Annotated in this window: 11 protein-coding genes; 7 read left to right on the top strand and 4 right to left on the bottom strand. The window is 45.0% G+C overall.

The features are described from left to right. Both ftsH and NBH01_RS19975 read left to right on the top strand, forming a co-directional pair. Entirely contained in the window at positions 1-2,145 is a 2,145-nt protein-coding gene (gene ftsH / locus NBH01_RS19980; protein WP_062695721.1) for an ATP-dependent zinc metalloprotease FtsH, read from the top strand. Positions 2,146-2,161: 16 nt separating this feature from the next. After that, on the top strand, positions 2,162-3,004 hold the full coding sequence (locus tag NBH01_RS19975; protein ID WP_008764240.1) for a phosphatidate cytidylyltransferase: 843 nt from the start codon (positions 2,162-2,164) through the stop codon (positions 3,002-3,004). A gap of 112 nt (positions 3,005-3,116) precedes the next feature. On the opposite strand, the gene NBH01_RS19970 is transcribed toward NBH01_RS19975, so the two are convergent. The 3 genes from NBH01_RS19970 to surE all read right to left on the bottom strand — a co-directional run bounded on the left by NBH01_RS19970 (position 3,117) and on the right by surE (position 5,952). Further along, complete coding sequence (locus NBH01_RS19970; RefSeq protein ID WP_008764239.1) at positions 3,117-3,893, bottom strand: NigD1/NigD2 family lipoprotein; 777 nt, start codon at positions 3,891-3,893, stop codon at positions 3,117-3,119. A gap of 91 nt (positions 3,894-3,984) precedes the next feature. Continuing rightward, positions 3,985-5,121: a lipid-A-disaccharide synthase gene (gene lpxB, locus NBH01_RS19965; protein ID WP_008764238.1), complete on the bottom strand. Its 1,137-nt coding sequence runs from the start codon at positions 5,119-5,121 to the stop codon at positions 3,985-3,987. A gap of 51 nt (positions 5,122-5,172) precedes the next feature. Beyond that, a complete protein-coding gene (gene surE / locus NBH01_RS19960) occupies positions 5,173-5,952 on the bottom strand; it encodes a 5'/3'-nucleotidase SurE (RefSeq protein WP_008764237.1) in 780 nt (259 codons plus the stop codon). Between the two features lie 360 nt (positions 5,953-6,312). Between surE and NBH01_RS19955 the strand changes: the two genes are divergently transcribed. The 5 genes from NBH01_RS19955 to NBH01_RS19935 all read left to right on the top strand — a co-directional run bounded on the left by NBH01_RS19955 (position 6,313) and on the right by NBH01_RS19935 (position 12,512). Next, a complete protein-coding gene (locus tag NBH01_RS19955; protein WP_016269488.1) occupies positions 6,313-7,077 on the top strand; it encodes a ParA family protein in 765 nt (254 codons plus the stop codon). 11 nt (positions 7,078-7,088) lie between these two features. Next, positions 7,089-7,979 carry a ParB/RepB/Spo0J family partition protein gene (locus tag NBH01_RS19950; protein WP_008760916.1) on the top strand — a complete coding sequence of 297 codons (891 nt, stop codon included), beginning with the start codon at positions 7,089-7,091 and terminating at the stop codon, positions 7,977-7,979. Then, positions 7,980-8,867, top strand: coding sequence for a DUF5683 domain-containing protein (locus tag NBH01_RS19945; protein WP_225679778.1), 888 nt, complete (start codon positions 7,980-7,982; stop codon positions 8,865-8,867). A 33-nt stretch (positions 8,868-8,900) separates the two neighbouring features. Continuing rightward, entirely contained in the window at positions 8,901-10,196 is a 1,296-nt protein-coding gene (locus NBH01_RS19940; protein ID WP_008764235.1) for a lytic transglycosylase domain-containing protein, read from the top strand. 72 nt (positions 10,197-10,268) lie between these two features. Beyond that, on the top strand, positions 10,269-12,512 hold the full coding sequence (locus NBH01_RS19935) for a RelA/SpoT family protein (protein WP_250700236.1): 2,244 nt from the start codon (positions 10,269-10,271) through the stop codon (positions 12,510-12,512). Position 12,513: 1 nt separating this feature from the next. Here the strand turns inward: NBH01_RS19935 and NBH01_RS19930 are convergent, their stop codons facing one another. After that, positions 12,514-12,855, bottom strand: a complete 342-nt coding sequence (locus NBH01_RS19930; protein WP_008760912.1) for a MerR family transcriptional regulator — start codon at positions 12,853-12,855, stop codon at positions 12,514-12,516. Between the last annotated feature and the right edge of the window lie 9 nt (positions 12,856-12,864).

Raw genomic sequence — 12,864 nt, 5'->3', positions numbered from 1 at the left:
ATGGACAACAATAATACTAACAACAATAACAATAAGCCTAATAATAAGGTGAATATGCCCAAGTTCAATCTGAACTGGCTATATATGATTATTGCCCTCATGCTTCTCGGCCTTTGGTGGAGCAGCGATTCAAGAGGAAGCGGAAGTAAAGTCGTTCCTTACAGCGACTTCCAGAAGTATGTCACTAACGGCTACATCAGCAAAGTACTGGGCTCTGAGAAAACTCTCGAAGCTCATGTCAAACCGAATGCCGTAGGTGCAATATTCGGTGCGGACTCCACCAAAGTAGGAAGAAACCCAATTATTACCAGTAACCCTCCTTCTAAGGACAGGCTGGATAAATTTCTGCAGGACGAAAAAGCAGCCGGTCATTTTGACGGAATAGCAGATTACCCTGCCGATTCGGATATTTTCCCGGCAATCCTGATTAATATTCTTCCGCTGGTTTTATTAATCGCCCTGTGGATATTCTTCATGCGTCGTATGAGCGGCGGTGGCGGCGGTGGTGCCGGCGGTGTATTCAATGTAGGAAAATCCAAAGCCCAGCTTTTCGAAAAGGGAGGCTCCATCAAGATTACATTCAAGGACGTAGCCGGCCTGGCGGAAGCCAAACAGGAGGTAGAAGAAATCGTAGAGTTTCTGAAAGAACCTCAGAAGTATACTGACCTAGGAGGTAAGATTCCCAAAGGCGCATTGCTCGTAGGCCCTCCGGGAACCGGTAAGACATTGCTTGCGAAGGCTGTTGCCGGTGAAGCAAACGTTCCGTTCTTCTCACTGGCAGGTTCTGACTTCGTAGAAATGTTTGTCGGTGTAGGTGCTTCCCGCGTACGTGACCTGTTCAAGCAAGCTAAAGAAAAAGCTCCTTGTATTGTCTTTATCGACGAAATTGACGCGGTAGGCCGTGCTCGTGGCAAAAACCCTGCAATGGGTGGAAATGATGAGCGTGAAAACACCCTGAATCAGTTGCTGACTGAAATGGACGGCTTCGGCTCCAACAGTGGTGTGATTATCCTTGCCGCTACCAACCGTGTGGACGTACTTGACAAGGCATTGCTTCGTGCCGGACGTTTCGACCGTCAGATACACGTAGACCTGCCCGACCTTAACGAACGTAAAGAAGTATTCGGCGTACACCTGCGTCCGATCAAGATAGACGATACAGTAGATGTAGATTTGCTAGCACGTCAGACTCCGGGATTCTCCGGTGCGGACATTGCGAATGTCTGCAATGAAGCTGCCTTGATCGCAGCCCGTCACGGAAAGAAATTTGTAGGCAAGCAGGATTTTCTGGATGCGGTAGACCGTATCATCGGTGGTCTGGAAAAGAAGACCAAGATTACCACAGAAGCGGAAAGACGCTCGATTGCCTTGCATGAAGCAGGACACGCCTCTATCTCGTGGTTGCTGGAATATGCAAATCCATTGATCAAGGTAACGATTGTTCCCCGCGGACGTGCATTGGGTGCTGCCTGGTATCTGCCGGAAGAACGTCAGATCACTACCAAAGAGCAAATGCTTGACGAAATGTGCGCTACCCTCGGAGGACGTGCAGCCGAAGACCTGTTTATCGGGCGCATCTCTACCGGTGCTATGAACGACCTCGAAAGAGTTACGAAACAAGCATACGGCATGATTGCTTATTTAGGTATGAGTGACAAACTACCCAACTTATGCTATTATAATAATGAGGAATATTCTTTCAACCGCCCGTATAGCGAAAAGACAGCCGAACTCATCGATGAAGAAGTGAAACGGATGGTGAACGAGCAATATGAACGTGCCAAGAAGATTTTGTCCGAACATATGGAAGGACACAATGAACTGGCTCAGTTACTGATCGACAAAGAAGTGATCTTTGCCGAAGACGTTGAACGTATTTTCGGTAAACGCCCGTGGGCATCCCGCTCGGAAGAAATCATGGCTGCCAAAGAAAGCCAGGATGCTGCCAGAGCGGAAAGAGAACTTGCCGAGAAACTGAAAGCAGAAGAACAAGAAATCAAAGAAGAGGAAGCTAAAAATTCTGCTCAGGAAGAAGCAACTACAGAAACGAAAATCACTGCGGAAGGAAAAAAAGTAACCGTAGAAGGAAAAGTTACTATAGAAGCAAAATCCAATGAGAAAGAACAAACTACCGAATCTAAATAATTAAAACACGAAGATTTTGATTAGTAATTTTATAAAACGGGCCATTACGGGTATACTCTTTGTCGCCATTCTGGTGGGATGTATACTCTATAATTCTTTCAGCTTCGGCATTCTGTTCATGGCGATCAGTGCACTGACGATCTATGAATTCGGACAGTTAATCAACAGCCGTGCAGAAGGAGTCAACGTAAACAAAACCATTATCATGCTGGGAGGAGCTTACCTGTTCCTCGCAGTGATGGGATTCTGTATCGACGCAGCCGACTCCAAGATTTTCATTCCTTATTTGCTGTTGCTGCTCTATTTGATGATCAGCGAATTGTATCTGAAAAAGGCAAGTTCAATGCTTAACTGGGCATATTCCATGCTCAGCCAGCTTTATATAGGCCTGCCGTTTGCCTTGCTTAATGTCTTGGCGTTTCATACTGATCCGGAATATAGCAGCGTAAGCTACAATCCGATTCTGCCATTGTCCATCTTTATATTCCTTTGGCTGAGTGATACAGGTGCATATTGCGTCGGTTCATTAATTGGCAAACACCGCTTGTTTGAACGTATCTCTCCTAAAAAATCATGGGAAGGTTCCATCGGCGGCGGAGTAGTAGCTATCGGAGCTTCTTTTGTCTTGGCACATTACTTCACGATTATGTCGATGTGGGAATGGGCAGGTCTCGCTTTAGTCGTTGTCGTTTTCGGAACATGGGGCGACCTGACAGAATCATTACTGAAACGCCAGCTGCACGTTAAAGATTCAGGGACCATTCTTCCGGGACACGGAGGGATGCTCGACCGTTTCGACAGTGCTTTGATGGCTATACCGGCAGCAGTCTTTTATCTGTATGCACTAACTTGGTTTTAATAACAGAATAAATAAAATAAAAGGTCGGAAGCCGCTTTGAAGCACTTCCGACCTTTTTTTTTCACACACAGTGTTCGTCAAGGTTTAGGTTTAGTTATTTATAAAAGTTTTGCTATTTAACAAAAGAAGTAGAATGCACATCTTTCGCTTTTTCCGGAACGCCTACCGGATGATCCAAATCAAGAACGATCACTCTTCCTTCTCCATTTTCTTTTGAATTAATAGTCACCTTAAATCCTTTAAATTCTGTTTCAGCTGCATCTTTTGCCGTTGGATAGAACTCTTCCAGATTATAAGAAACTCGTCCCCATCCCCGGTATCCAGTTACATCATCATACGTATTGTAACGTAATTCCAGATGTATATACCCATCTTCATCCACATTCAAAGCTTCCGGTGTTTCCGGAGCTTCCGGTTCTATCTTATTCTGTACAAGACTGATGCGGTGCTTTTCAGAACGAGGCAAATACTGATGGAAGATGATATTCAAAAACTTTCCTCCCAGCCACATATCTCCTTGATAAATCACGATAGGATCATTACCGAATTCCTCTTCATTTTCAGCCGTCATATCTTCCACCTCTTTTGTCAACACTTCCTGAATTCCTTCAATCTTTACCTGAGCACCCTTATCCGTATCAGCCAAAGGATTGAAAAAAGCAACTACTCGTTCACCGTCTACCGGTTTGTACCAAGGAATAGAACTGGCCACCGGATCAATCATACCCCAACGATCACCTTCCAGATAATAACCACCGCCACCGGTGGCACGAACTGTAGCCCAATCCCATCCTATGTCTCCAATTGAGTACCCATCGTCGTCACATGATTGCAGCGCAGGTACCAATGCGAGCAATAACATTACTAAAAGCCAATTAAATTTTTTCATATTTGTTCCTCTCTTTTTAATTCTTCTGCTATATAAATAAAAAAGCCGGGCATTTACTGCACCGGCTTTACGTTTATTCAGAAAAAGAAAGTTATTTTTTCAACAGTTCAAGCATTTTGCGAGCGGCATGCTGGGGAGCACCTGCAGGTCCCAACCGATCTGCCATATACTCATATTCGGCAAGCATACGATTCTTATACTCCTGATCTTCAATCAGTTTCTTTAGTTCATTCTGCATATTTCCGACTGTCATTGTATCTGCAACCAACTCCTTTACGACCTCACGGTCTGCAATCAGATTGACCAGTGAAATAAATTTCACTTTCAATATATGACGACGCAAAAACGAAACCACTTTTCCAATCGGTGTATAGTAACAAACCACCTGAGGAACACGGAACAAGGCTGTCTCAAGAGTCGCCGTACCCGAAGTGGCCAAAGCCACCTCCGCATGTTGTAGCAAACGATAGGTCTGGGCAAAGATTATTTTCACTTTAGCCTGCCCTACATATTGCTTGTAATACTCCGGAGCGATGCCGGGAGCACCGGCCAGTACCAGTTGATAATCGGGAAAAGCAGAAGCCGCCTTCAGCATATCCGGCAGATTATCCTTGATCTCCTGTTTCCGGCTTCCCGCCAATAGTGCGATTATCGGTTTATCCTCCAGGTTATTATCCGCCAAGAATGCTTCCGGATTTTTGGGATGAGCTTTCTGATAGGCAGTCACTTCATCTACCGTAGGATTTCCTACATAATGTATAGGATAGCGGTGTTTCAAAGTATAAAACTCCACTTCAAAAGGAAGAATGGAGAAAAGTTCATCCACATCACGTTTGATATTCTTTATGCGGTACTCTTTCCATGCCCATATCTTCGGAGAAATATAATAGAAGACAGGAATCTGCGTCTCGGAATGCACAAACTTAGCTATGTTAAGATTGAAACCGGGATAATCGACCAAGATCACCACATCGGGATTCCAGGCCACAATATCTTCCTTGCAACGTTTCATATTTGCAAAGATCGTACGCAAATGAAGTAGTACAGGGATAAATCCCATATACGCCAGTTCTTTATAATGCTTCACCATCGTTCCTCCGACGGCAGCCATCAGATCTCCGCCGAAAAAGCGGAAATCGGCCTGAGGATCTTCCGCCTTGAGGGCCGTCATCAAATGGGACGCATGCAAGTCTCCGGAAGCTTCACCGACAATCAGATAGTACTTCATGGGAATTTTGAATTAGGAGTTTTGAAATTTGAAATCAGCACAATGCGTATGTCAGAATTCCAGTTGCTGACAATAGCCATTCAGTTCATCTATAAAGCCATAAGCAGTCATATCGACTGTCGTTGGCGTGATAGCCACATATCCGTTTTCCAGCGCCCAATGATCATTATTCTCGTTTTCAAGTTCATGATCGGTGAATGAACCGGTCAGCCAAAAGTAATTATGGTCATCGAGACGGGGGCAAGTTACCCATTCATTCACCCAGCATCCCTTTGCCTGTTCGCAAACCTTCACTCCTTTGAGGTTGGGAGTATCGGGAAAGTTCACATTAAGACAAGTCAACGGGGGCAGTCCTTTTTCCAATATCATGGCAGCTATCTTGCGTATATAAGGACCCGAAGGTTCAAAATCAGCATCGGGCCGATGATTGCACAGAGAAAAACCAATCGAAGGAATTCCCTTCAGACAGCCTTCAATCACCACTCCCATCGTTCCCGAATAATGCACGTTAATAGCGGAATTATCTCCATGATTGATACCGCCTACGATCAGGTCAGGCTTCCGGTCGAGCACTGAGCCCAATGCCAGCTTGATACAATCGGTCGGCGTTCCTGTACATTTATACACAGTCAGTCCCACTTCTCTTTTGACCAGTTGATAATGAACCGGATGAGTCACCGTCAATGCACTGCCGCTGCCGGAGCGCGGAGAGTCGGGTGCCATTACAACAATTTCCCCCAACGGACGAAGGAACTTCACCAATTCACTAATACCTTTAGCCATAACACCATCGTCATTCGAAACGAGGATCAACGGCTTCTTACTTTCCATATATTCAATCCTTTCCTTTTTAATGTTCGCACAAAAGTAGCAAAAAGTAACCGTACTGCCAACCGCTTATCTCCGAATATCACATTAATCACATCGCTATCTGACGAATATACACCCGTTTACAAATCTTAATCTTCTGCAAGCGAGTAAAAAAAGAAATAGATATCCAATATAAATATGTATATTTGCAAGCTCGAACAGAGAAAGTATGATGATAAAATCAACCGGGTTTCGGAACTGTTTCGTCCGGCAGTTATTAACAAAACCGGTGACTTATCAACAGAAAATGCAAAGTTTCTCTTTTTTCGTAGGCGCTCTAAGGAATTATCACTTATTTCGCTGCCAATAAATTTAGAGTATATGGGAAAAATAATTGCTTTGGCCAATCAAAAAGGGGGTGTAGGAAAGACCACGACTACGATTAATCTCGCAGCGTCACTTGCTACACTTGAAAAGAAAGTACTCGTGGTAGATGCAGACCCGCAAGCAAATGCCTCTTCCGGCTTGGGAGTGGACATCAAGCAGTCGGAATGCACTATCTATGAATGCATTATTGACAGAGCCAATGTACAGGACGCTATTCTTGACACAGAAATCGACTCTTTGAAAGTGATCTCTTCGCACATCAATCTTGTAGGAGCAGAGATTGAAATGCTGAACCTCCCAAACCGCGAAAAGATACTGAAAGAAGTGCTCACACCCTTGAAGAAAGAATATGACTATATTCTGATAGATTGTTCTCCTTCACTCGGACTGATCACCATCAATGCCCTGACGGCAGCCGACTCCGTGATCATCCCCGTGCAAGCTGAGTATTTTGCTCTCGAAGGCATCAGCAAACTGCTGAATACAATTAAAATCATCAAGTCGAAACTGAATCCCGCTCTGGAAATCGAAGGTTTCCTGCTGACGATGTATGACTCACGTCTGCGTCAGGCAAACCAGATTTACGACGAAGTGAAAAGACACTTTCAGGAATTAGTTTTCAACAGTGTGATCCAGCGAAATGTGAAACTGAGCGAGGCTCCCAGCTACGGTATCCCGACCATTCTTTATGATGCGGACTCTACCGGTGCCAAAAACCATCTCGCCCTTGCCAAAGAGATTATCAACAGAAATAAATAACCGAAGAAGATATGGCAACACAAAAAAGAAATGCATTAGGACGCGGACTTGACGCCCTGCTCTCAATGGATGATGTGAAAACCGAAGGTTCTTCTTCCATTAGTGAAATAGAGTTGGCGAAGATTACCGTCAACCCCAATCAGCCACGCCGCGAATTCGATCAAACGGCATTACAGGAACTGGCTGATTCCATTGCGGAAATCGGTATCATACAGCCTATCACTCTACGCAAACTCTCGGACGATGAGTATCAGATCATCGCGGGAGAGCGTCGTTACCGTGCTTCACAAAAAGCAGGACTGAAAACCATCCCTGCCTACATCCGCACTGCCGACGACGAAAACATGATGGAAATGGCGCTGATTGAAAACATACAGCGTGAAGACCTGAATGCGGTAGAAATAGCATTGGCTTATCAACATCTGCTGGACCAGTATGAACTGACACAGGAACGCCTGAGCGAACGTATCGGCAAGAACCGGACTACTATCGCCAACTACCTGCGTCTGCTGAAACTGCCGGCTCCTATACAGATGGCTCTACAAAACAAACAGCTGGATATGGGACATGCACGTGCATTGATTTCATTAGGCGACCCCAAACTTCAAGTAAAAATATTCGAAGAGATACAGGAACACGGATACTCCGTCCGCAAAGTAGAAGAGATTGTCAAATCGCTGAGCGAAGGAGAAGCTGTGAAAAGCGGCACACGGAAAATCACTCCAAAACGCAGTAAACTACCGGAAGAGTTTAATTTACTAAAGCAACAACTCACGGGATTTTTCAACACCAAGGTACAACTGACTTGCTCCGAAAAGGGGAAAGGAAAAATCAGTATTCCTTTCAGCAACGAGGAGGAACTGGAACGTATCATGGAAATCTTCGATACGCTAAAAAAGTAGATGACAAGAAAAAGTAAGAAATATCAGTTACTCATCATCACCCTGCTTCTCTGTTTTCCACAGGTGGCAGGGATTGATGTGTATGCACAAGAACCTGTGACTCCGGTACAAAAAGACAGTATTATTCAGAGCCGGGAAGCACCGAAAGCACGTGCACGAAGGCACCGGGATCCTGCTCAGGTGATGGATTCGTTGAAAAAGGATTCAATCAAGATATTGCATCCGGAACGCCTGCAAGCAACCGACAGTCTGTCTGCTGCCAAAATACAGATAGCCGACAGCCTTGACGCAGCCAATAAAAAAGAACTGAAGAAGATAGAACAGCCGACACCTATTGTTGTGAAAACCGACACAGTACCTCCTGTGCAGGATCTCAACAAGAAACTGTTCATTCCCAACCCGACCAAAGCGACATGGCTTGCAGTCGTATTCCCCGGCGGAGGACAGATTTACAACCGTAAATACTGGAAACTACCTATTATATATGGAGGGTTTGCAGGATGTGCGTATGCCCTCAGCTGGAACGGGAAAATGTATAAAGACTATTCACAGGCCTATCTGGACATCATGGACAGTAATCCAAACACCAAGAGCTATGAAGATTTGCTGCCACCGAACGCCCAGTATAATGAAGAGCAACTGAAAAACACCTTGAAACGAAGAAAGGACTCGTTCCGTCGTTTTCGGGACCTTAGTATATTTGCATTTATCGGAGTATACCTTATCTCCATCATCGATGCCTATGTCGATGCGGAATTATCGAACTTCGATATTTCACCTGACTTGAGTATGAAGCTGGAGCCAACTGTCATCGACAATAACAGTCAGTTCCGCTCCAACAGTTACAAGAATAAGTCAGTGGGACTGCAATGCGTACTACGATTTTAAAAACACAATTTAGATTGAACTTATAATTAAAGCATGAAGAAATTAGAAAACTATTGTTCGATTATTTTCCTTTTCCTGTTGGCAACCACACAGGTAAAAGCTCAAAGTGTAGATGTAGTTATTCGTGAAAACGGAACCGAACGCAAAGAAAGCATCGATCTTCCAAAGAGTATGACTTACCCGCTCGACAGTCTGCTGAACGACTGGAAAGCTAAAAACTATATTGATTTAGGCAAAGATTGCAGTACGGCGGAAGTGAATCCTTTATTCAGTGATTCTGTCTACATTGACCGCCTTTCACGTATTCCGGCTGTCATGGAGATGCCTTATAATGACATTGTACGCAAATTCATCGATATGTACGCGGGTCGCCTGCGCAATCAGGTTTCATTCATGCTGAGCGCCTGCAATTTCTATATGCCTATTTTTGAAGAAGCACTGGACGCTTACGGACTTCCTCTGGAACTGAAGTACCTGCCGATTATCGAATCTGCACTGAATCCTTCAGCTGTGTCACGTGCCGGTGCCTCGGGACTGTGGCAATTCATGATTGGAACAGGAAAGATTTACGGTCTTGAATCCAATAGTCTGATAGACGAACGCCGCGACCCGATCAAAGCGACCTGGGCTGCCGCCCGTTATCTGAAAGAGATGTACGATATTTATGGAGACTGGAATCTGGTTATCGCAGCCTATAACTGCGGCCCAGGTACTATCAACAAGGCAATCCGCCGCGCCGGAGGCGAAACGGATTACTGGAAAATCTATAACCTGCTGCCGAAAGAGACACGCGGATACGTACCTGCTTTCATCGCAGCCAACTATGTGATGACATACTATTGTGACCACAACATCTGTCCGATGGAAACAAACATTCCGGCAAGCACAGATACGGTGCAAGTCACTAAAAACCTTCATTTCGAGCAGATTGCCGAACTTTGCAATGTTCCGCTGGAGGAAGTGAAGAGCCTGAATCCCCAATACAAGAAACAAGTGATTCCCGGCACGACCAAACCTTGTACATTACGTTTACCACAAGGCGCCATCAGTACGTTTATTGACAAGCAAGATACGATCTACGCACATCGTGCCGACGAGCTATTCCGCAACCGCAAAACCGTTGCCGTGAAAGAAGTAACTCCAACCACCCGCAGACAGACAAGTGCTGTTGCCGGTAAAGGAAAATTGACTTATTATAAGATAAAAAGTGGAGACACTCTTTCATCGATTGCCGAAAAGCTAGGTGTACGTGTCAAAGATATACAGCAGTGGAACGGTATGTCGAACACCAGAATCGCAGCAGGAAAACAATTGAAAATCTACAAATAAATGACTTCCCGCTTGCTTCATTCGGAAATTTGCTTATTTTTGCAAAAATAAGCGAATGAAAGGATAACGAATATGGATAATATAACCCCCAAAGAAATAGCAGATGAAGAGATGATCAATCAGGCGTTCCAGGAACTTCTGAATGATTATCTCCATACTAAACATCGCAAACGAGTTGAAATCATCACGAAAGCTTTCAACTTCGCTAATCAGGCACACAAAGGAATCAAACGCCGATCTGGCGAACCTTATATCATGCACCCGATTGCCGTTGCACAGATAGTATGTAACGAAATTGGTCTTGGTTCTACTTCTATCTGTGCGGCACTGCTGCACGACGTAGTGGAAGACACTGATTACACGGTAGAAGACATCGAAAATATCTTTGGACCGAAGATTGCCCAGATTGTAGACGGATTGACCAAAATCTCCGGAGGGATCTTCGGCGACCGCGCTTCGGCACAGGCAGAGAACTTCAAGAAGTTACTGCTCACCATGTCGAACGATATCCGGGTTATCCTGATCAAAATAGCCGACCGCTTGCACAATATGCGCACGCTGGGTTCCATGCTGCCCAACAAGCAATACAAGATAGCAGGAGAAACTCTCTACATCTATGCCCCGTTAGCCAACCGCCTAGGTCTGTACAAGATAAAAACAGAGCTTGAAAACCTCAGCTTCAAATATGAACACCCCGAAGAATATGCCGAAATAGAAGAAAAGCTGAATGCTACCACCGCCGAACGCGACAAAGTATTCAACGACTTCACAGCTCCGATCCGCACTCAGCTGGACAAGATGGGGCTGAAATACCGGATTCTGGCACGTGTGAAATCGATCTACTCCATCTGGAACAAGATGCAGACCAAGCACGTCCCGTTCGAGGAGATTTATGACTTGCTCGCTGTCCGCATCATCTTCGAACCACGCAACGTGGAAGAAGAGCTCAACGACTGTTTCGACATCTATGTCTCCATTTCCAAGATATACAAGCCTCATCCCGACCGCCTGCGCGACTGGGTAAGCCATCCGAAGGCGAATGGTTACCAGGCATTGCACGTCACCCTGATGGGAAACAACGGACAATGGATTGAAGTACAGATTCGCAGCGAACGGATGAACGATGTTGCAGAACAAGGCTTTGCCGCCCACTGGAAATATAAAGAAGGAGGAGGCAGCGAAGACGAAGGTGAACTGGAGAAATGGCTGAAAACCATTAAAGAGATACTGGATGATCCGCAACCGGATGCGATAGATTTTCTGGATACGATCAAACTGAACCTGTTTGCTTCCGAAATCTTTGTGTTCACTCCGAAGGGAGAGTTAAAGACAATGCCGCAGAACTCTACGGCGCTGGATTTTGCCTTCTCACTGCACACAGATATCGGTAGCCATTGTATCGGCGCCAAAGTCAATCATAAACTAGTGCCGCTAAGCCATAAACTGCAAAGTGGTGATCAGGTTGAAATATTAACTTCCAAATCCCAACGTGTACAACCGCAATGGGAAGTATTCGCAACGACCGCCCGTGCCCGTGCCAAAATCGCGGCGATTCTTCGCAAAGAACGGAAGGCGAATCAGAAAATTGGCGAAGAGTTACTCAGCGAGTTTCTAAAGAAGGAAGAAATACGTCCGGAAGAAGCTGTCATCGAGAAGTTGCGTAAGTTTCACAACTTCAAGAATGAAGAAGAGTTACTGGCCGCCATCGGCAGTAAAGCCATTACTTTGGGAGAAGCGGACAAAAACGAGCTGAGAGAAAAGCAAACCAGCAACTGGAAGAAATACCTGACGTTCTCCTTCGGGAACAGCAACAAGGAAAAACCGGAAGAAAAAGAACCGCAGGAAAAAGAAAAGATCAATCCGAAAGAGATTCTTAAACTGACCGAAGAAAGTCTGCAAAAGAAATACATCATGGCCGAATGTTGTCATCCGATTCCCGGTGATGATGTTTTGGGTTACGTTGATGAAAACGACCGCATTATTATTCATAAACGCCAATGCCCTGTTGCCGCCAAGCTGAAAAGCAGCTATGGCAACCGTATATTAGCGACCGAATGGGATACTCACAAAGAACTTTCTTTCCTCGTATATATCTATTTAAGAGGTATAGACAGTATGGGACTTCTAAACGAAGTGACTCAGGTCATCTCCAGACAGCTCAACGTGAATATCCGTAAACTTGCCATTGAAACAAATGACGGGATATTCGAAGGAAAGATTCAGCTATGGGTACACGATGTGGAAGATGTAAAAACAATCTGCAATAATCTGAAGAAGATTCAAAACATCAAACAGGTGAACCGGATGGAGGAATAATTTATCGTCCGTCCAGTTCTTTCTTGATAGCCAGAAGCTCTTCCTTAATACCTTTCAGACGGTTCACAATTTCGTAATTGCGAACCGTAGCTTCCTTGTTATCCTTCAACCGTTGACGGGCACCGGGAAGCGTCAGACCTTTCTCCTTCACCAGATGATAGATCAGACCAATCGTTTCTACATCCTCCTTACGATACTGACGTATCCCCCGTCCCGTCGTCCTGGGAGAAATCTGAGGGAACTCCTTCTCCCAAAAACGAAGCAAGGATGCGTTGACTCCAAACATATCGGCCACTTCGGCTATGGAGTAATATAATTTTAGTTCTTTGTCCGTATTCAGCATAGAAATCAT

This window comes from Bacteroides sp. B1-V-101, from assembly GCF_023656585.1.
Lineage (GTDB): Bacteria > Bacteroidota > Bacteroidia > Bacteroidales > Bacteroidaceae > Bacteroides > Bacteroides thetaiotaomicron.
The sequence above is the reverse complement of the archived record's forward strand: the minus strand, read 5'-3'. Positions and strand labels throughout refer to the sequence as shown.

Coding starts and splice junctions, on each gene's coding strand:
- ftsH (WP_062695721.1), top strand. CDS start 1: ATGGACAACAATAATACTAACAACAATAACAATAAGCCTAATAATAAG.
- NBH01_RS19970 (WP_008764239.1), bottom strand. CDS start 3,893: ATGAAAAAATTTAATTGGCTTTTAGTAATGTTATTGCTCGCATTGGTA.
- lpxB (WP_008764238.1), bottom strand. CDS start 5,121: ATGAAGTACTATCTGATTGTCGGTGAAGCTTCCGGAGACTTGCATGCG.
- surE (WP_008764237.1), bottom strand. CDS start 5,952: ATGGAAAGTAAGAAGCCGTTGATCCTCGTTTCGAATGACGATGGTGTT.
- NBH01_RS19955 (WP_016269488.1), top strand. CDS start 6,313: ATGGGAAAAATAATTGCTTTGGCCAATCAAAAAGGGGGTGTAGGAAAG.
- NBH01_RS19950 (WP_008760916.1), top strand. CDS start 7,089: ATGGCAACACAAAAAAGAAATGCATTAGGACGCGGACTTGACGCCCTG.
- NBH01_RS19945 (WP_225679778.1), top strand. CDS start 7,980: ATGACAAGAAAAAGTAAGAAATATCAGTTACTCATCATCACCCTGCTT.
- NBH01_RS19940 (WP_008764235.1), top strand. CDS start 8,901: ATGAAGAAATTAGAAAACTATTGTTCGATTATTTTCCTTTTCCTGTTG.
- NBH01_RS19935 (WP_250700236.1), top strand. CDS start 10,269: ATGGATAATATAACCCCCAAAGAAATAGCAGATGAAGAGATGATCAAT.
- NBH01_RS19930 (WP_008760912.1), bottom strand. CDS start 12,855: ATGCTGAATACGGACAAAGAACTAAAATTATATTACTCCATAGCCGAA.